The following is an 18,732-nucleotide window of genomic DNA, read 5'->3' on the forward strand; positions in this document are numbered from 1 at the left end:
GCGGGAGTTAGGGCAAATGCAAGATTTGAGTTAACCTACCTGATAACTAAAGCTGAGACTTGCCCAATTATTCACATCCAAGATATATGAGTCAGCAGCTGTACCGTTCATTTCAGCTTTGACTGTACTGGCGTTATGCAAGTCTTGTAACAAGGCTTGGGCAATTTCTAAGGGATTCACCAATGCACCAATTGGCTGTTCTCCTGCGGGATACTTAGCAGTTTCTAAGGCTTTGAGGGTTTCGCTGAAGGGGGAAGTGCTGAAAATCAGTTGATGTTCGGACTCATAAGCTGGGCCGGAAATTACCCATTCCGATGCAGTAATATTCTGTGGTAAAATTAGAGTTTCGCCTGGGGCGATGACTACTTGTTTGAGTAAAGGTTTAGTTGCTGTGTTTGCATCCTGGGAAGTTTGCCAAGGATAAAAAGCGATCGCTGTACTACTGTTTTTTAATCCCAACAGCATTAAATATACTGCGCGATCGCTATTATTTTGCACTCTATATTGCATCTTACTACCAATAGACACAGTGGGAGTGCTGAGTGCTGAGTAGAGACGATTCGCCGAATCGTCTCTACTGCTGAGTGATTTTTTTAGCGAAGTTCCTGTGTTGAGAGTTCGGACTGTTTCTCGCTGCAATACTATGCGAGGCGATATACCACTAATGATCTCTAAGGTTGCCTTGACTTGCAAGTGAGAAGAACCTTGGTTTTCTGTGAGTTGCCATAACTTAGCTGCTAGCAAGGTTGGTAACTTCGGCCCTAACCGCTGTACTGCTATTTTCACAGCTTCCTCAATTTCTCCGACAGTATTGGGAATTAGCTCACCACCTAGAGAAAATAGACCATAGCGACTAGAAGTTTGCGGTAGTTTGCCAAATACGTAATCAGCAGGTTGTTCTCCCGCCACTACCACCGAAATGCGACCAACTCCAGCAAAGGCGCTTGTAGCATCTACTCGTTCAATTCTTTCTAGTCTAGTATCCAGGGCAACTGTTAAATTAATACTTCGGGGTAATACCCTGACTGATTCTTGGAAAAGTTGTCCAGCCTGTGGGGAATTTGCTGCTTCAATTTGAGAAATTTGGGCTTTTGCAGTTAACCCAGTACGCGATCGCAATATTAACTCTTCTCCAGTTAATAATTTCAGTCGAGAATTAACTCCATAGTATTCCAATACTTTTGGAGGTAGTCCCCCCAACCACAAATTAGCTTTGCCTTCTTCTTTAATTGCAATTATTGCTCCTTCTGCACCAATATTACTATCTAATAGCAAATTCTCAATAGTTAATGCTGCCTGTTGATTTTTCTGTTCGTTCGCTAAATTGGGGTACTGTTTGTTACCCAACTGCTGCATAGAATTTCTTACATGATCAAGGCTAACTTGAATTGTTGTTGCTGGGGTGGTTTCCCAAAAGTATTGTGTCAAGGCGTAGGTAAATAACCCTGCACTAAATCCCGAAAATAGTACTTCTCTGGCTACCTGTTTGGGGTTTGAGGTAGCTGATAGCACAATGGGATGGCTGAGTGATTTCTGAGTTTTCAGTTGTTGGAGAAAGTCGAGTTCTGGTGCTGCTAGCTGTGCTTCTGGGAGTTCTGGGCGGGCGCGAATTCGTGATCCTGCTAGCTGGGCTGTGGTAGGAGCATAATAGCTAGTATCTAATACTGCTGTGACATGCTCAGTGGGGAGCGATCGCAACAACAATAATAAAGTTTCTTCTAATACATAGTTGACTATTGTCTCGCTTTGATATCCATTAGCTGGAACTAATGCATTTTGCAGCGTATCTGACGATGTTTCTAATTGAATCCGAGTACCGTAGCCGCTAAAGTGGAAAACAACTACATCTGTTGATTTAACCTGCTTACCTAAATGTTCTAAAAAAGCAGCTTCAATGGATTCCCTACTAGCTTGTTCATCAGTTAAAGTCAGAATGTCTGAGGCTAGGAAGCCAAAGCGATGCATCAACAGTTCTGTTTGCAGTTCCACATCGGTGAGACAACCACTCAAATATGGACTTTGGGGGTATTGATTAATACCTATCAATAATGCTAATTTCCGGGGATTGGGTTGTGCTAAAGCTTGATAATAGCGATCGCCTAAAGTCAACCACTCAGTTTCAGTTATACCCAACACCGCGAGTATTGAGCCAATCCGTTGTAAAAAACTCCGCCGCTTCATAATTAGCCATCAGTCCTCAGCCCTTCAGCTAACAGCTTAAAGGGCTAAAGTCTGCACTGTAAAGTTAAAGTTTATACTATTTCCCAACTCACATGTCCTAAGCCAATACTTCGATTTGCATGGCCCGCGCCAGTTCTGCTGCGACTTCAGGACGAGAAAATTCTGGTGGGGGTAATTCACCGCGACGCAGCATTTCTCTAACTTTTGTTCCCGACAGGTGAATACGTTCTTCTGGCTTGCTGGGACTAGTTTTAGTTGTCGCCATCTGCTTAGTACGCGTGCAGTAGAAAGCGTGTTCAAATTTCATTGGCACAATGCCTAATTCACTTGGCTCAAATTCATCAAAAATGTATTGAGCATCATAAGTGCCATAGTAGTTACCAACACCTGCATGATCTCGTCCGACGATAAAGTGGGTACAACCGTAGTTTTTGCGGATTAAAGCATGGAAGATGGCCTCACGAGGGCCAGCGTAACGCATCGCTGAAGGATTAATTGCCAAAATCACGCGATCGTGGGGGTAATAGTGTTCTAGCAAAATTTCATAACAGCGCATCCGCACATCGGCGGGAATGTCATCATCTTTGGTTGCCCCTACCAATGGGTGCAAAAATAAAGCATCTACTGTTTCCAAAGCGCACTTTTGGATATATTCATGGGCGCGGTGGATGGGGTTGCGAGTTTGGAACCCAACAATGGTTTTCCAACCATTTTCTCGGAATATCTGCCGTGAGGCGGCTGGATCTATTTGATAAGCTGGGAATTGAGGATGGGGATCGCGTTGCAATAGCCAGATATCACCAGCAAGGTGTATAGCACCTTGGTTGTACACTACTTGCACACCAGGATGGTTAGGATCATCGGTGCGGTAGACATTGATCGCCTCGCGGGTTTTGTCGTAACGATATTTTTGCGTGAGTTGCAAAACCCCGATAAAGTGACCTGTGGAGTTATCTAGCCGAATTAAGCCGCCTTCCTTTAATGGAGTTGCAACTTCTTCAGCTACCGACAGGGTAATGGGAATTGACCATACAAGACCGTTAGCCAATCGCATTTCTGTCACCACGCGATCGTAGTCTTCTTGGTTCATAAAACCTGTGAGTGGACTAAAACCGCCGATCGCAATCATTTCTAAATCAGAAACCGCCCGTTCATCAAGTTGCACTCGCGGCAAAAATTCCGCCTTCGAGAGAAATTCTGCCTGTTGTTCAGGTGTGGCGATGCGATTAACCAACTGTCCACCGTGGGGGGCAATGGCATCTGGATGTTGACTCAACGTAATCCCCTCTTTACTTTTACTGCTATTGTTTCAGATTATGTACATCATATGCAAAACCAGGTGCATCAAGAACTGACACTGAAAAATTGCTATTTTCTAGTACATCCATAGTCAATTGCCTGTTTACCTTGCTTTTAAGCCTCGGTTTTGCAACTAATTTTCTAGTCAAGTTTTTTATTATCTCACTAGAAGTCGCTGGACGAAAATAAAAGCGTTGGGCATGGGGCATAGGGCATTGGGCATCGTGCAAGCATAAAAAAAGAGGGAAAGTCCCTCTCAACTCACTTAATTATTAATTGCTTATCGCATTCCTAGGAAGTCTATGGCCTGTTCCAGTGCGAGTTTCGCTTTGTAAATCATCAGTAGCCTTTCTTGATCATACCTATCAGGGATATTCATCCGTCTACCCTCTAGTGAAATTCTAATCAACGCTATCTGCTCATCAGTGGGTGAATTTATCTCATCAACTGTTGTAGCAATATTCTCGAAGCTGGCGAAACTAGGAGTCCTCAAACCTCTACTTTCTTGGAATTGTTGAATCCCTAACGCGGGGAATGCCATTAAGGTAGTAATGTAGCTGACTTTGTAGCCAGCATTCCCTGTTGGTCTAACGCCGTACCTTTGGCACAATTGGCGTAACTCCTGGATGGTTTTGATTTCCAGTTCTGACCTTGTGAACATAAAATAGAAGTGTCTCGTTTCTAATGGGATATTGGTGGGTATCTCGTTCGTCAAACTTAGTACCCACCAATTAAAATTTAATGTCATGCCTACCAGAAATTCAAATTATATTTATATTTCTATACAATGCCCAATCCTAAAGGAAAGCCAGAAAATTTACAGCCGTTCACTACAGATAGAGAAGAACCCTTAACTGAAAGACTAAACTTGCGTATCACGAAAACGATGAAAGAAGAAGTCCAGCAGCAGGAAGACCCTCCTGAATTTTGCCGTCGTGCAATTCAAGAAGCATTAGACAAGAATAAGCAAAAATAGTGTTTACATTTCTATACAATGCCAAACCCCAAAGGGAATCCAGAAAGTTTAAAGCCTTTTACTACGGATAGAGAAGAACCCTTAACTGAAAGACTAAACTTGCGTATCACGAAAACGATGAAAGAAGAAGTCCAGCAGCAGGAAGACCCTCCTGAATTTTGCCGTCGTGCAATTCAGAAAGCATTAGATGAGATTAAGCAAAAGTAATCAATAGTTTTTAATTTGGAATTGCTGACGATTGCTGTATCTTTTGCTGTTAAGCCTGTTAGCCAAATACAGTTAGTGCCTGATAGTGTAGTGACTATCCAGAATATGAATTGGGAAGAATTTGAGGCGATTTTGCAAGAACTAGGAGAAAAGTGATCGCTACTTTGTTGGTTATGGCAATTCTACATCATAAATTATGATTCCTTGACACCTTGCATCAAGTATGTTTGACCCTATAGAATACGCTGATGAACGAATGGACTTAAAACAGGAAAATGAGTTAGTCAAGTGGCTTCGTCAACTTGAAGAAGAGCAGAAATTTACCTTTGTTTGGCGTGTGTTAAATGCAAACACTTGGAAAGGTTGTCAATTAACCAAGCGATCTCAACTCAAGCCCATTTTTTTGGAAGTGATTCTTGAAAAAGGGCTTGTCTACGGTGATGCAAGTACAGTGGAATGGTGGATTAAAGCAGTTTTACAAGGTTTAGGCCATAAACGAGTACTTGAGATTATTAAAGCTCATATGGACATTGCACCATTATGTGTATATAAAACCCTGTATTGGCTACCTTGGTTGTATCGTAACCAATCGAAAAAACTTAAAAATGAGATACTGGCGCTGCAAGTAGAATTCAATCAAAAATACCCAAACTATCAACCACGTAGAAGTATAGGCACTCATGCTTAACAGATGATTTACCACAAACTCAACTGATTAGGAGGATGATCTAGGTGATTCCAAGGTAGAGGTGGAACTGCTACATCACTTTGTTCTAATAGCTTTTGGAAATAACGCGCCGTATTGGGCGATCGCTCTTCTACAGGACAATGAACAAAGAAATAAATCCGTCTTCCCGTCTGCAACCACTGTTGAATTTGCCTGACCCACTCTTCCATAAAAGGCTGATTCACAGATAAATTCGGATGAGAAATAAACCGAATCAGGCTAAAAGGCGCTGTCACACTAAATTGCACTGGTAATTTAGGTTTGCGCCGTTCTGATTGTAACTGGGGGTCATCATCTCCAGTGTAGATAGGACGCGAATCTAACAGTACTCGTCCCACACCAAGCTTTTCTAGAAGTTCTGTTAAATGACTATTGTGAGGTTCATTAAACCAAGCGCGATGCCTAACCTCTAGCGCCAACGGTGCTTCTGTGCGCGGCCAAGCTTCCAGAAAGGCAGCCAAATCTTCTAGTAATACAGGTGCATAACTTGGCGGCAATTGGGCAAATATTGGCCCAAGATGTTTACCTAAAGGACGCATTCCTTCCAGAAAATTTAAAGCAGCCGGAATATTGGGTTGTAGTAAACCTTTATGGGTGATATCTCGCGGTAATTTCAGACAAAATTCAAAACCTGGGGGTGTTTCCGATGCCCAACGGGTTACAGTTTCTTGATTAGGTACAGCGTAGAAAGTGGTATTCCCTTCAACTGTAGTCAAGCGACGGCTGTAGAGGTAGAGAAAATCGGTAGTGCGAGTACCTTGAGGATAAAATTCACCCACCCAACCTTTATATGCCCAAACTGCACACCCAATAAAAAAGTTCACAAGCTTTTGTACAAACAATTTAATTAATTGTACAAGTAGGTTTAGGGGATGAGTCGATGTCAGTGGTCAGTTGTCAGTTGTCAGTTGTTATTCACCCTATCTCCCTCATCCCCCTCATCTCCCCATCCCCCTATCTTCCCATCCCCTTGTCCTTTAAAATTCCCTTGTTGACTCAAAAAGCGTTTATTGACCTATGACAAATCAAGCGCCTATCCCAGTTATTATTAATGGTGCTGCTGGTAAAATGGGACGCGAGGTAATTAAAGCGGTGTCCCAAGCACCAGACTTGAATTTAATGGGTGCAATTGACACCAGCCCCGAACATCAAGGTAAAGATGCTGGAGAACTGGCGGGTTTAAGTGAACCGCTGGAAGTTCCCATCACTAATCAATTGGAACCCATGTTGGGCTATGTGGCTGGCGAAAGACAGCTACCACCTGGGGTAATTGTAGATTTTACTCATCCCGATTCAGTTTATGATAATGTTCGCAGTGCGATCGCCTACGGTATTCGCCCTGTAGTTGGCACTACTGGCTTAAGTCCAGAACAAATTCAAGATTTGGCAGATTTTGCTGAAAAAGCTAGTACTGGCTGTCTGATTATTCCCAACTTTTCCATTGGTATGGTGCTGTTGCAACAAGCCGCAGTCACAGCATCTCAATATTTTGACCATGTAGAAATTATTGAACTACATCACAACCAAAAAGCAGATGCTCCCAGCGGTACAGCCATTCAAACCGCGCAATTACTAGCTGAATTTGGTAAAACTTTTAACCCTCCTCTTGTAGAAGAAACTGAAAAGTTAGCTGGTGCAAGGGGCAGTTTAGCTGATGAAGGCATCAGAATTCATAGTGTACGTTTGCCAGGACTCATAGCCCATCAGGAAGTGATTTTTGGCGCACCTGGTCAAATTTATACATTACGGCATGATACAAGCGATCGCTCTTGTTATATGCCAGGAGTTTTACTAGCAATTCGCAAAGTCTTGCAGTTAAAGTCGTTAGTATATGGATTAGAAAAAATACTCTAAGTTCGGGCGCAAAGTCTTGCGCCTCTTCAAACTTACTACACAGCACACTGCACTTATGATAGTCCCCCTGACTCGCCAGAAATTTGACCAACTCGTCCCCTTAATTGCCACTGGCCCGCAGTACAAGTACTATTGGGGAAAATTTTCAAATTTTTTGCAGCGGCTGTTAGTTTCTGTAGTTGCTGTATCTGTAATTCTACTTATAAGAGCCGTGTTTGGGCTACAGTTTGGGCCAATCATGTTTTTTCTTGGGGTGATCGGCGCGCTTTTTTGGCTATGGTATCCAGTGTTTCAGGCAAGTGTGCGGAATGCAAAAAGCCGCCGTTACAAGTACAGCGGCTTTTTTCGTGGCCGAATACTCGATTGGTGGATCACAGACCGATTGATTGGCAAACAAGAAACCGTCAACAGCAAAGGCGAGTTGGTGATTATTGAAAATCGAGAAAAACGCATTAACTTAGAGGTGGGTGATGACACAGGATTTAGCGTAGAGTTAGAAGCACCACTACGTCCTGCTCACAAAGTTATTGCTCGTGGTCAAATTGCAGAAATGATAGTGATGTCAAATCGTCCAGATTTAAGCAGTATTGATGACTTCACTGAAGTATACATTCCCAGCCACGACCTGTGGGTAAATGATTATCCTTATGTCCGCCAAGATTTCTTTAATGAAGTCAGTCGCCGCTTGCGTCAAGACCGACAGGAAAGACCACCTCGCCGTCGCCGCCGTCAGTATGACGAGTGAAGAGTGAGGAGTTAAGAGTTAGGAGTTGGGAGTTGGGAGTTAGGAGTTGGGAGTTAGGAGTTATGAGTTGGGAGTTAGGAGTTATTTCTCCCTCATCTCCCTCATCTCCCTCATCTCCCTCACTCCTAACTTTGTATCATTTCCTATCTTGCCCATAAGCTTGCCAAGCCAAGTCTACCAACCCATCAACGATCGCAGCGGCTACTACTGCATTGCCTTTGCGACTGTTAATAGTAATGTGAGGCACTAGCGAGTCTTCCAAGATGTCTTTTGCAGCATCTACACTGACAAATTCCACAGGAGTAGCAATGATCAAAGCGGGTCGAATTTCCTCGGCTGCAATTAAATCAAGCAATGCTGTCAGTGCTGTTTGCGCTTGACCCACCACAAAGATACCCTCTGGGTAACGCTTGGCTAGGGTTTCCATTCCCCAAGCTGCACGAGTTTTTTCTTTTTGGGGGCGCGTCAAAGCTTCCATGCTGCAATACACTGGATTCGCGAAAGTGTTTTGAATGTCGTAGGCAATACCTACTTGTACCAATGGTACATCTACTACAATCGTTGTACGCGCTGCTAATGCTGCTGCACCAGCTTGTAAGGCACGCTCAGAAAAACGAATTAAGGACTTATACTCAAAGTCAGCAGTAGCATATATCACCCGCCGAACAATTTCATACTCTGCGGGCGAAAAAACATGATCGCCGATTTCGCTATCAATGATTGCTAGACTTTGAGCATCAGTTACATGCCATTCCATTGTAATTTAGCTCTGAGATACCAGCTTTCAGCTTATCAGCTCACGAGAGTTAGGAGTTAGGAGTTGAAAGTTAGGAGTGAGGAGTTATGAGTTGAAAGTTAGGAGTTAGGAGTGAGGAGTTAATTAAAAATTCGTAACTTCTAACTCAGTTGTGAGTACAAACAAATAAGGAGTTAAAAGGAGTCAGCTTTGTAGACGGGTTTCTGACCCAGGTAGGCGAATGGAAACTGGGGACTCGCCACAAAGAGTGTTAAAAATTCCTAACTCCAAACTCCTAAATTGGAATTTAGGACTCAGCACTAGAAGAGGGCCGACTGAAAATAGGAGATAGGTAAGCAACCAAAGCGCCGATGAAAAAACCGGAGATATTACGAACTAGTGGTAACCAGTCAGTTGTGCGCGTCACTACTGGCCCAATACCGAAGGCAATAAACAATATTCCCCATAAAGGAGAGAAAATTAAAGCCCATTGCCAAGCTATAACTTGTTTTTCATTACGGGGTTGAGCTGCAAATCCACAAATTATCCCACCAATGACTGAGGTAATGAGGGTGAGAATCCATTGTTCTCGTGGCAGTCCGGGAACAACGTTGCAACCACCTTTGAGCAAACAGCTTTTAACTGAATCTAAGGCTTGGAGGATGGCTTGGTCTTCGCCTTGTTCTCGCACAAAATATAAATTGCCGAAGCGAGTTTGCAGTTCTATCCAAAAAGTACGGGGTAGAAGTTCATACACAGCGTCGCCAACACTGAAACTGAGAATATTACCGCCACGAGAATCGGCTACCAATAAAATACTCTTGTCATCCAAACCCCAATATTTTATTACTGCCCGACCTGGGGTGCGATCGTACTGGGTGAGTACTCGCAATTTCCAGCCAGTATCGGTTTCAAATTGCTCTAAATCTTTAACCAGTTTTTCTTCTTGCGCGTCGGGGAGAGATTTCGCTAAGTCTACAACTGGGGTAAAAGTGTCTGGTAGTAACTCTGGATTGTCATAAGCCAGTGCTGGGGGAGAATGCATCGCCCAAATTGACCCAGCTAAGAAAAATACTGCAATGGATATTAGAAGTCTTCGCCAAAAACAAAACTGCATGGACGTTTGTATATAAATATTAACGGTAGAAGTGAACAAGTTGTTTTAAATGAGTACGGGAAAAGTGAAACTTCTTTACACTTGTTTACTTTACTCTAATCTAGGGGTTCAAAGCAAAGCCTATGTCTTGCTTACTCATTTTTGTGGAACTGAGATTTTGCAAAAGTAGCTTTTGTACTTTTTGAATTGGGAATTGGGAATGGGGAACTCGGGGCCCCCTCTGGGGATAAGGGGCAATGGGGAATGGGGAATGGGGATTCAAACTCACCCTGCGTAGTACAGAAATCTCTTCCCAATCCCCAACCCGCCCCTACTATGTACCTTAAATGGATATGGGGCAAAGTGTCTTTCCCTACACCCCACACCCTACACCCTACACCCTGTTTTCAGTCATCAGTTTTCTTTCTCAGCATCTCAACTTGAATTGAACTCTACCAACTAAACTGACGATCGCACTAATAAATGTCGTTGGGTCGATGGGTTTAGCTAAATGCCTGTGAAAACCTGCTTGCAGTGCTTGCTCTTGGGCAATTTCTCCAGCATAGGCTGTCAATGCGATCGCTGGAATTTGTTGAATTTTACTTGACAAATGAGAACGTATATGTTTTATCAGGGTGTAACCATCCATCTCTGGCATACCAATATCGCTAACAAGTAAATCCGGTTGGTGTTGCTCAAGGATTTTCAAAGCTTTTTGTGCTGAGGATACAGCCGTCACTGTGGCCCCTGATTGCTCTAGCACAAATTTCAGAAACTCTAATGTGTCTAGTTCATCTTCTACTAGCAGAACAGAAAGGTTGCTGAGAGTGTGATTAGTATCAACTTTAGTTGTTGACGGCGAAGTAGCAAACACAGTCGGCATTAGTGGTAAACAAATTGTAAAAATTGCTCCCTGTCCTTCGCCTGGACTATGTGCCTGAATCGTTCCTCCATGTAGCTCAATCAAATGACGAGCAATTGCTAACCCCAGTCCTAAACCGCCAAACTCACGAGTTGTGCTGCCGTCAGCCTGACGGAAGCGTTCAAAAACATAAGGTAAAAACTCTGGTGAAATTCCTGTACCGTTGTCTGCTACTTGAATTTGTGCTTGAGTGCCTAGCCTAGTGAATGTGACATCGACTCGCCCTTGATTAGGCGTGAACTTGATGGCATTTGAGAGTAAATTCCATAATACTTGGTGTAAGCGATCGCCATCTGCAAAGACGTAGCCAACATCAGGTTGTATGTTTGTCTGAATTGAAATTGACTTGGCATCAGCCGCGAGTTGCACTGTATCTAGTGCCGCCTTGATTGTTTTTGTCAGGTCAAGCGCTCTCAAAGATAACCTGAGTTTACCACTGAGAATCCGCGAAACATCTAATAAATCGTCAATTAATTGTGTCAACATCTGAGCATTGCGGGCGATGGTTTCCAACCCGCGTGCCATGGTTGCTTTTTCGTATGACTTTGCTTGTAAGAGTGTTGACCAACCTAAGATGGGATTGAGGGGAGTGCGGAGTTCATGAGACAAAACTGCTAAAAATTCATCTTTGAGTTGATTGACTTGGCGCAACTGTTGGGCTTGCTGCTGTAACTGTTCTTCAGCTTGTCGTTGCTGTGTCTTATCTTGGATGATTCTGAGAAAGCCTTCAATGGTATTTGTTCCATCTCGCAAAGGCATAATCACTCCACTTCCCCAAAAACGGCTACCATTTTTTTGTACATGCCAGCGATCGTTTTCTGCCCGTCCTTGGGTTAACGCCAGTTGCATTTCTTGTTCGGGTTGACGCTGTTCGATTTCTTCGGGCGTGAAGATAATATTTCCTGGTTGCCCAACAATCTCAGCTTCTTTATAACCAAATAGTCGTTGCGCTCCGGAATTCCAGCTAGTAATATGACCTGCCATATCCAAAGTCATGATCGCATAGTCTTTGGCACTCTCTACAATCAGACGAAAGCGAGTTTCAGTCTGACGCATCCTTGCTTCTGCCTGCTGGCGTTCGCGGCGTTCTTCTACCTCCCGCAATGCTCGTTGGACTGAAGGTACTAATCGTCCCAGTCGTTGCTTGAGTACATAATCGGTTGCTCCACACTGGAGGGTTTCAATTGCCAACTCCTCTCCTAAACTGCCGGAGACAAAAATAAATGGTACGTCTGGACAAGTATTTTGAGCTATTTTAAGGGCAGATATGCCATCAAAGGCAGGCAAGGAATAATCTGCCAAGATTAAATCGAAGTCTTTAGTTTCTAACGCTGTGAGAAAATCTGTGTGAGTCTGTACTTGCACTATTTCACAGGTAACTCCGCCCTCACATAGGGTTGCCCCGATGAGTTCTGCATCCAAATAACTATCTTCTAGTAAGAGAAACCGAAGTGGATTCATCACGGTTGCTCCCCAACGAATGGGTTGCTCTCCAGAGCAACGGCAGGGGGAGGTGGCTGATTTATAACCTCCCTAGAATAAACTTACTTGCTTGATAACGTCTATAAATTGTTGAAAAATGATCAATATAAAAGGGACTAGGGATTGGGGATTGGGAATTGGGAATTGGGAATTGGGAATTGGCGATTGAAAGAATCTATAAATATATCTCTTTCCCAGTCCCCAGTACCCAGTCCCCAGTCCCCAGTCCCTTTCTAACGCGAAGCCCTGGAAGTAACAGAGCGTTGTAAATTAGTCAGAGCGCGGTTGTAATCCAAAATAGCTGTGACTCGATTACCTTCAGCTCTTGTCAAGTCGTTTTCAGCAGAAATTACATCTGTTTGAGTACCCACACCAGCTTGAAACCTCAGCCTGGCTAAAGTTAGTGCTTCCCTAGCTTGGTTTAAAGCGACAGAAGAAGTTTGCACATTATTCAAGTTGGATTGCAGCTGAGAATAGTACTGTTCGACATCAAAGCGAATATCGTCGCGCTGCTTAGCAAATTGAGCTTCTGCGATCGCAATATTAGCTTTGGACTGATCTGCACTTGCTCTTGCTGCTCCCCCATCAAACACAGTCAGACTTGCTTGCACTCCCAATGAATAACCATCTGTAGCACTGATGCGATCGTTATATACGTCTTGCAAATTGTATCTACCAGTCAAGCTAACTTGTGGCCCCAGCTGCGAAAGTGCCTGCCGTCGTTGTTGTTCAGAAATATTACGTTGCGCTAACAGCCCTTGCAGTTCCGGGCGGTTTTGATAAGCTTGTATAATAGTTTGCTCTAAGGTTGGCTGCCAAACACCTGCTAGTTGCACGGGATCTGCCGCACTCACATCAACTGACTGCGGCAAGCTTAACAGTGTTCCAAACTGGCGACGGGCAATTTGCTGGTTTGCAATAGCATTAGTTAGCTGTTGTTGGGCATTTGCTAAATTCACCTGAGATTGCAGCACATCGAAACGCGTCCCCACTCCAGCTGCCTCTCGTGCTTGGGCATCTCGCAAACTAGCCTGGGAATTCTCCACAGCAGACCGACTAATTCGTACTTGTTCATCTGCTCCTTGCAAATTATAGTACTGAGTGGCAACATTCAAACTAACAGTTAGAGACTGAGTTTCCACATTGAACTCATCTACACGTACTTGTTCCTCAGAAGCTCGGATACGGGCTTGTCGGTTGCCAGAGGTGTAGATGTTATAACCTAGTTCAACTGAACCACTAAAAGTGTTGGTGGAAGTATCAGATGAACCCGTATTAGCTGAGTCATTTTCTAGCACACCATTACCAGTGTTAGTTAAACTACCATTAGCATTAACAGTAGGAAACAAGGCAGCTTGAGACTGCCGTAGAGCAGAACGACTGCGTTCTAGTTGGAAAATGGCTACTTGTAAATCCCGATTGTTACGTTTTGCTAGTTCCAAAGCCTGTGCCAAAGTAATGGGTACAGTTCCTTGAATTTTCACCTCTTCTGGTTTGGTGGGAAACTGGAGAGGATTAGCATTAGGGTTGAGATAATTGGGAGCTACTAAAGAATTAGTACTCGTGACACCGGAGGAATTCTGAGGTTTTGGGGGAGTTGTTGCACCTGCGCTCGCTGTTAAAGTTGGGATGATAGCGATCGCCGCTGCCATCCAGGTAGAATGCACAAGAAATAAGCTCAAATTCATACTTTGATGTCGTGTGAAATAAGTTCGCACAAATAAAGTTAACCTGTAAAGGTTGTTAGTTGTCAGTTGTCAGTTGTCAGTTGTCAGTTGTTAATTGTCATTCTCCCTCATCCCCCTCATCCCCCCTGCTACCCTCCTCCCCTATTCCCAATGCCCCATGTCCCATGCCCATATCAACCTAAAATCAAACCATCTTGGACTCGGATAATCCTTTTAGTTTGGGCAGCAATATCTGGTTCATGAGTGACAATCACAATGGTGATTCCTTGTTGATTAAGTTCTGTCATTAGATTCATGACCTCATGGGAAGTCTCGGTGTCTAAGGCTCCTGTTGGCTCATCTGCTAAAACCAACGCAGGTCGGTTGACCAAAGCACGAGCAATGGCTACCCGTTGTTGTTGTCCGCCAGAGAGTTGACTGGGACGGTTGAAGATACGCTCCCCCAGTCCCACTCTTTCTAAGGCTGCTAATGCCCGTTGACGGCGTTTTCGCTTGGGCAAGTTAGCGTAAACCATAGGCAGCATAACGTTTTCCAGTGCTGTGGCACGTGCCAATAAGTTAAATTGTTGAAAAACAAAACCTATCCTTTGGTTACGGATATATGCTAATTCATCATCGTTAAAAGTAGTTAGGTTTCTGCCTTCAAGAATATAGTTTCCAGTTGTGGGACGATCCAGACACCCCATAATATTCATCAGCGTGGATTTACCCGAACCTGACGCACCCATAATGGCGACATATTCGCCTTCCTCAATGGAGAGTTGAATTCCCTTAAGTATGGGAACACTAACTTCTCCTAAGCGATAAGTTTTAGTGATGGATTCCATCCAAATCATTGTTGGCATAATGTCAGTTGTCAGTTGTCAGTTGTTATTGGTCAGTTGTCCCTTATCTCCCCTGCTCCCCATCTCCCCAGTCCCCATTAGTCGCTTCTCAAGGCAGTAATTGGATCTAATTTGGCGGCATTCCGCGCTGGAATTACGCCAGCTACTAAGCCAACGCCTAATGAAAGTCCAAAGCCAACAATTATTGATACTAAAGAAATCACAAAGGGAAATTTAAAGATGTTTGCAGCGGCAAAGGCAATCAAAATACCACTTCCCATGCCAATGCCTCCACCAACGATGGAAATAACGATCGCTTCTGCTAAAAATTGATTGAGGATGGCTGAATTGGTGGCTCCTACTGCTTTGCGAATGCCGATTTCTCTTGTCCGTTCTACTACGGAAACTAACATAATGTTAGCGATACCAATTCCACCGACGACTAAGGAAATTCCAGCGATCGCTACTACCATGACTGTAAATAAACCTACAACGTTTGTGAAGGTGCTGACAATATCAGCTTGGTTGGTCAGCCGGAAATCATCTGCTTGGGGTGGATAGATTCCATGACGCAGGCGTAAAAGGTTAGTCACTTGAAACTGAGCAGCTTCCAATTCTTCTTGATTAGCGCTTTTAACTAAAATCCCATTGACAGAAACGCCCACCAAGGCATTGTTTCCCACCAGTCGTTTGGACATACTGGTCAAAGGAATGAAAATTTGGTCATCTCGATCTATTGGCCCTTGCGAACCTTTCGGTTCCATGACACCAATTACTTGATAAGCTTCTCCCTGAATACGGATTTTCTCGCCTATGACATTACCACCTTGTGTAAACAGGGTTCTTTGAACTGTAGGCCCAAGTACAGCAACTTGTGCGGCAGTATCTAGTTCTTCAGTAGTAAAATATCTTCCTTGCTGGGGGAAAGTATTTCTGACTTCTGGGTAATTCAAATCTGTGCCATAGATAGTTGTGGAAGTGTTCTGTCCTCCATAAACAACTTGGGCACTGCGTTGTAGGTAGGCAGAAACCAATTGTGCTGATGGCGCTTGTGTAGCGATCGCTTGAGCATCTTCCCAGGTTAAAGTACTGCTAGAACCTACTCCTTGTCGGATATTCCCGCTTCTGGCTGCACCCGCTAAGACTTGCAGTACATCTGTACCCAATGCTTGTATTTGTTGTTCAACTCCTTTTTGCACTCCCTGTCCAACGGAAGTAATGGCAATGACTGAAGAAATGCCAATAATTACGCCCAGCATTGTTAGTCCTGTGCGTAATTTGTTACTCCATAGTGTTTCTGCCGCCATTGACAAGATTTCTAGCAATGGCACTGTCCTGGTACTCTTGCCTTTGTAAAAACCCTTAAACATATTGTTTTATTTAAACTGGGGAATTGGTAATTGGTAATTGGTAATTGGTAATTGGTAATTGGTAATTGGTAATTGGTAATTGGTAATTGGGCCATTATCCCCCTCATCTCCCTCATCTCCCCCATCCCCTCATCTCCCCAGTCACTAATTTAAGGAGCGCTACTACGAGAATTACCGCCTCGTGAACCACCACCTGAAGAACGACCTCCTCCTCCTACACCAGGGAAAACTCCTCCTCGTGGTGTTGATTGCGGTCTTGAACCTGGTGGAAAGCTGAGAAATACTCTTTCATCGCCTTTCAATCCAGACTTAACTTCTGTAAAGTTATTTACTGTGGCACCAGTCTCAATGCGAGTGAATACATGTTGGTTATTCTCTCCTACCACATACACACCTGTGGCATTTTCTCGACGCACTACTGAGGCTGTTGGCACTACTAAGACATTTTCCAATTGACCAACTTGAAAATCTGCTGACACATTCATCCCAGACCGTAGCAACCTTTCGGGGTCAGCGAGTGATACTCTCACTTCAAAACTAGTAACATTTTGCTCTACTACAGCTTGGGCAGCGATTTGGCTGACTTTACCTTCAAAGGTTTTTCCGGGGTAGGCATCAGCCGTAATTGTCACTTTTTGACCAAGGCTGATTTTGGAAACATTTGTTTCGGCTAAATTAGCTACCACTTCATTTGTGGAAGCTAAAGCCAAAATTGAAGAAGAAGTGGCGGAAGATACATCACTACTGGCAGTTGTGGGTGTTACGAAAGCGCCAGGATCGGCGTACTTTTTCGTCACCACACCATCAAAGGGTGCGCGAATAATTGTGTCATTGATTTGGGCTTGGATGTTTTGCAGCGAACCGCGAGCAGATGTCACCTGAGCGCGGGCTGCATCTATATCTTCAGTGCGTGTTCCGGCTTTGAGAAGCGCTAAAGCTTGCTGTCTTTGGTTCACCACGGCTTTTGCTTGCTCAATATCTTCTGGGCGCGAACCAGCTTTTTGCAATGCCAGTGCTTGCTGTGCTTCATTTACAGCGGCTTGAGCGCTATCACGATCTGCGCGGGTTTGGTTGAGAGTCTGAAGGGAAATAGCACCAGCAGTGTAAAGTTGCTGATTACGACGGAAATCATCTTCGGCTTTATTGAAGGCGGCTTGAGCGCTTTGTAAACGTGCTTGTGCTTGGGCAATATCTTGAGAACGATTCCCTGCTCGTACTTTTTCTAAATTAGCTTGGGCTTCGTCTAGTTGTGCTTGTGCTTGGGCAATATCTTGAGGGCGATTCCCTGCTTGGGCCTTTTGCAGATTTGCCTCGGCTTGTGCCAATTGTCCTTTGGCAGAGGTGAGTTGCCCTTGCAGGTTGGAATCGTCCATGTTAGCTAAAATCTGTCCTTGTTTGACGATATCTCCTTCTTTGACCAACAGTCTTTTGAGTACACCGGAATTTTTCGGGCTGAGGTTGATTGAGCGTTCAGGCTTCACGGTGCCGTTTGCTGAAACTGTGATTGTGAGATTCCGCCTTTGTACAGGTCGTGTAGGTTCAGTGCGTGTTGCTTGTTGACCTAAAAGCAGAGGTATTCGGTTATAAACTGTGTAGCCAATTCCCCCCAGAAGGCAAAGAGCAAGTAACCAAGACAGCCAGTTATTCTTGCCTTTTTTTTTCACTTCTGGAACCAAAGTTGGGGAATCCACAGGTTGTGATGTATCAAGTTTCATATCTATTTTTAGTTTAGAAAGAATGGCTACCGAGTTAATCTTTCACGGCTTAAACTATAACGTGGTAGCTTTATAAGCATTTAATTTTTGCTGTTTTTAGGGTTTTAAAGGTTTATTTGTATAATTACTCCATCGGGAAGTCTGAAGTAATTATCACGCACTCTTACTAACCTCCTACTGGGAACAATTTCTTCATTAGGAAGTAAAATGTCTCCATTGGGAAGTCTGAAATAATTATCACGCAGTCTGACTAACCTCCTACTAGGAACAATATCTCCATTTGGAAGTCTGATGTCACCATTCCCAAGTCTAACTATTCTGGCTGTTGGTTCGTTCTGACGGTTCCAATTAGCTCTGTCTAGAGGAGTTCTATCTTGTCTATAATTTTGTCTGCGATCGCGGTTCCAATTTTGATCGCGTTCTCCGATAACATGAACTCTTGTCTGGGCATTTGCAGGTGCAGTTAATAAACTCGACCCAATAATTAAGGCAGCTGCTAAGAGGATATATGCACGGTTTTGTTTCAACATGGAATTGGCTCCTGATTTGCGCTGTTCACTTTTGGTCTGATTATTTTGTTAAAAGCTGTGATCGCAACCAACATTCACCACTACGTCGTATAAATTCATGCTAGTAATTATCGCTCTAAAATTCTCAACTTAGTGCATGACCAAAGTCACTAGTAAGTACCAACTGATGTATGACTTTAGTCACCAATTTTCTGATTAATTTTTTCTACGTAATTAAACTTAATTTTGAATCTAATTTAAAGTATTAAAAAATACAAAATTACTTTGTGGGAGTAAAGATTTGTTGGATATTAGGTAGGTAAACATAACTTAGATGACAACTACCTCATCAGCGGAATGGGGAGATAGGGGGATGAGGGAGATGAGGGAGATGGGGGAGA

Annotated in this window: 18 protein-coding genes; 6 read left to right on the forward strand and 12 right to left on the reverse strand. The window is 43.7% G+C overall.

Going from position 1 to position 18,732, the window contains the following annotated elements; genetic code table 11:
- Window positions 1-30 precede the first annotated feature (30 nt).
- From I8748_RS04370 to I8748_RS04380, 3 genes are all read right to left on the reverse strand, one after another.
- Window positions 31-2,181: a caspase family protein gene (locus I8748_RS04370; protein ID WP_198123441.1), complete on the reverse strand. Its 2,151-nt coding sequence runs from the start codon at window positions 2,179-2,181 to the stop codon at window positions 31-33.
- Between the two features lie 97 nt (window positions 2,182-2,278).
- On the reverse strand, window positions 2,279-3,457 hold the full coding sequence (gene sat, locus I8748_RS04375; protein ID WP_198123442.1) for a sulfate adenylyltransferase: 1,179 nt from the start codon (window positions 3,455-3,457) through the stop codon (window positions 2,279-2,281).
- 303 nt (window positions 3,458-3,760) lie between these two features.
- Window positions 3,761-4,141, reverse strand: a complete 381-nt coding sequence (locus tag I8748_RS04380; RefSeq protein WP_198123443.1) for a hypothetical protein — start codon at window positions 4,139-4,141, stop codon at window positions 3,761-3,763.
- Window positions 4,142-4,267: 126 nt separating this feature from the next.
- Here I8748_RS04380 and I8748_RS04385 point away from each other — a divergent pair, with 126 nt between their 5' ends.
- The 4 genes from I8748_RS04385 to I8748_RS04400 all read left to right on the forward strand — a co-directional run bounded on the left by I8748_RS04385 (window position 4,268) and on the right by I8748_RS04400 (window position 5,351).
- Complete coding sequence (locus I8748_RS04385; RefSeq protein WP_198123444.1) at window positions 4,268-4,456, forward strand: hypothetical protein; 189 nt, start codon at window positions 4,268-4,270, stop codon at window positions 4,454-4,456.
- Between the two features lie 18 nt (window positions 4,457-4,474).
- A complete protein-coding gene (locus I8748_RS04390) occupies window positions 4,475-4,663 on the forward strand; it encodes a hypothetical protein (RefSeq protein WP_198123445.1) in 189 nt (62 codons plus the stop codon).
- Between the two features lie 15 nt (window positions 4,664-4,678).
- Entirely contained in the window at window positions 4,679-4,819 is a 141-nt protein-coding gene (locus tag I8748_RS04395; protein ID WP_198123446.1) for a hypothetical protein, read from the forward strand.
- 67 nt (window positions 4,820-4,886) lie between these two features.
- Window positions 4,887-5,351 (forward strand): hypothetical protein, encoded by a 465-nt coding sequence (locus I8748_RS04400; RefSeq protein ID WP_198123447.1) that lies wholly within the window; start codon window positions 4,887-4,889, stop codon window positions 5,349-5,351.
- 8 nt (window positions 5,352-5,359) lie between these two features.
- Here I8748_RS04400 and I8748_RS04405 read toward each other — a convergent pair whose 3' ends face one another.
- Entirely contained in the window at window positions 5,360-6,214 is an 855-nt protein-coding gene (locus I8748_RS04405) for a DUF72 domain-containing protein (protein WP_198123448.1), read from the reverse strand.
- Between the two features lie 193 nt (window positions 6,215-6,407).
- Here I8748_RS04405 and dapB point away from each other — a divergent pair, with 193 nt between their 5' ends.
- Window positions 6,408-7,244, forward strand: a complete 837-nt coding sequence (dapB, locus tag I8748_RS04410) for a 4-hydroxy-tetrahydrodipicolinate reductase (RefSeq protein WP_198123449.1) — start codon at window positions 6,408-6,410, stop codon at window positions 7,242-7,244.
- Window positions 7,245-7,299: 55 nt separating this feature from the next.
- Window positions 7,300-7,989 carry a phosphate ABC transporter permease gene (locus tag I8748_RS04415; RefSeq protein ID WP_198123450.1) on the forward strand — a complete coding sequence of 230 codons (690 nt, stop codon included), beginning with the start codon at window positions 7,300-7,302 and terminating at the stop codon, window positions 7,987-7,989.
- Window positions 7,990-8,125: 136 nt separating this feature from the next.
- Here I8748_RS04415 and I8748_RS04420 read toward each other — a convergent pair whose 3' ends face one another.
- The 8 genes from I8748_RS04420 to I8748_RS04455 all read right to left on the reverse strand — a co-directional run bounded on the left by I8748_RS04420 (window position 8,126) and on the right by I8748_RS04455 (window position 18,352).
- On the reverse strand, window positions 8,126-8,746 hold the full coding sequence (locus tag I8748_RS04420; protein WP_198123451.1) for a precorrin-8X methylmutase: 621 nt from the start codon (window positions 8,744-8,746) through the stop codon (window positions 8,126-8,128).
- Between the two features lie 286 nt (window positions 8,747-9,032).
- On the reverse strand, window positions 9,033-9,842 hold the full coding sequence (locus I8748_RS04425) for a TPM domain-containing protein (RefSeq protein WP_198123452.1): 810 nt from the start codon (window positions 9,840-9,842) through the stop codon (window positions 9,033-9,035).
- Window positions 9,843-10,248: 406 nt separating this feature from the next.
- Complete coding sequence (locus I8748_RS04430) at window positions 10,249-12,204, reverse strand: response regulator (protein ID WP_198123466.1); 1,956 nt, start codon at window positions 12,202-12,204, stop codon at window positions 10,249-10,251.
- Window positions 12,205-12,458: 254 nt separating this feature from the next.
- Complete coding sequence (locus I8748_RS04435) at window positions 12,459-13,913, reverse strand: TolC family protein (RefSeq protein WP_198123453.1); 1,455 nt, start codon at window positions 13,911-13,913, stop codon at window positions 12,459-12,461.
- A gap of 173 nt (window positions 13,914-14,086) precedes the next feature.
- Window positions 14,087-14,758: an ABC transporter ATP-binding protein gene (locus I8748_RS04440; RefSeq protein WP_318781191.1), complete on the reverse strand. Its 672-nt coding sequence runs from the start codon at window positions 14,756-14,758 to the stop codon at window positions 14,087-14,089.
- Window positions 14,759-14,835: 77 nt separating this feature from the next.
- On the reverse strand, window positions 14,836-16,107 hold the full coding sequence (locus tag I8748_RS04445; protein WP_198123454.1) for an ABC transporter permease: 1,272 nt from the start codon (window positions 16,105-16,107) through the stop codon (window positions 14,836-14,838).
- Between the two features lie 149 nt (window positions 16,108-16,256).
- Complete coding sequence (locus I8748_RS04450) at window positions 16,257-17,822, reverse strand: efflux RND transporter periplasmic adaptor subunit (protein ID WP_198123455.1); 1,566 nt, start codon at window positions 17,820-17,822, stop codon at window positions 16,257-16,259.
- A 104-nt stretch (window positions 17,823-17,926) separates the two neighbouring features.
- Entirely contained in the window at window positions 17,927-18,352 is a 426-nt protein-coding gene (locus I8748_RS04455) for a hypothetical protein (protein ID WP_198123456.1), read from the reverse strand.
- Window positions 18,353-18,732: the final 380 nt, after the last annotated feature.

The sequence above is a fragment of the Amazonocrinis nigriterrae CENA67 genome (assembly GCF_016056305.1).
GTDB classification, from domain to species: Bacteria; Cyanobacteriota; Cyanobacteriia; order Cyanobacteriales; family Nostocaceae; genus Amazonocrinis; species Amazonocrinis nigriterrae.

Excerpts from the sequence above, each read along its gene's own strand:
- dapB (WP_198123449.1), top strand. The coding sequence starts at position 6,408 with ATGACAAATCAAGCGCCTATCCCAGTTATTATTAATGGTGCTGCTGGT.
- I8748_RS04430 (WP_198123466.1), bottom strand. The coding sequence starts at position 12,204 with ATGAATCCACTTCGGTTTCTCTTACTAGAAGATAGTTATTTGGATGCA.
- I8748_RS04420 (WP_198123451.1), bottom strand. The coding sequence starts at position 8,746 with ATGGAATGGCATGTAACTGATGCTCAAAGTCTAGCAATCATTGATAGC.
- I8748_RS04390 (WP_198123445.1), top strand. The coding sequence starts at position 4,475 with ATGCCAAACCCCAAAGGGAATCCAGAAAGTTTAAAGCCTTTTACTACG.
- I8748_RS04385 (WP_198123444.1), top strand. The coding sequence starts at position 4,268 with ATGCCCAATCCTAAAGGAAAGCCAGAAAATTTACAGCCGTTCACTACA.
- I8748_RS04415 (WP_198123450.1), top strand. The coding sequence starts at position 7,300 with ATGATAGTCCCCCTGACTCGCCAGAAATTTGACCAACTCGTCCCCTTA.
- I8748_RS04425 (WP_198123452.1), bottom strand. The coding sequence starts at position 9,842 with ATGCAGTTTTGTTTTTGGCGAAGACTTCTAATATCCATTGCAGTATTT.
- I8748_RS04400 (WP_198123447.1), top strand. The coding sequence starts at position 4,887 with ATGTTTGACCCTATAGAATACGCTGATGAACGAATGGACTTAAAACAG.
- I8748_RS04380 (WP_198123443.1), bottom strand. The coding sequence starts at position 4,141 with ATGTTCACAAGGTCAGAACTGGAAATCAAAACCATCCAGGAGTTACGC.
- I8748_RS04445 (WP_198123454.1), bottom strand. The coding sequence starts at position 16,107 with ATGTTTAAGGGTTTTTACAAAGGCAAGAGTACCAGGACAGTGCCATTG.
- I8748_RS04435 (WP_198123453.1), bottom strand. The coding sequence starts at position 13,913 with ATGAATTTGAGCTTATTTCTTGTGCATTCTACCTGGATGGCAGCGGCG.
- I8748_RS04440 (WP_318781191.1), bottom strand. The coding sequence starts at position 14,758 with ATGCCAACAATGATTTGGATGGAATCCATCACTAAAACTTATCGCTTA.
- I8748_RS04455 (WP_198123456.1), bottom strand. The coding sequence starts at position 18,352 with ATGTTGAAACAAAACCGTGCATATATCCTCTTAGCAGCTGCCTTAATT.
- I8748_RS04370 (WP_198123441.1), bottom strand. The coding sequence starts at position 2,181 with ATGAAGCGGCGGAGTTTTTTACAACGGATTGGCTCAATACTCGCGGTG.
- I8748_RS04450 (WP_198123455.1), bottom strand. The coding sequence starts at position 17,822 with ATGAAACTTGATACATCACAACCTGTGGATTCCCCAACTTTGGTTCCA.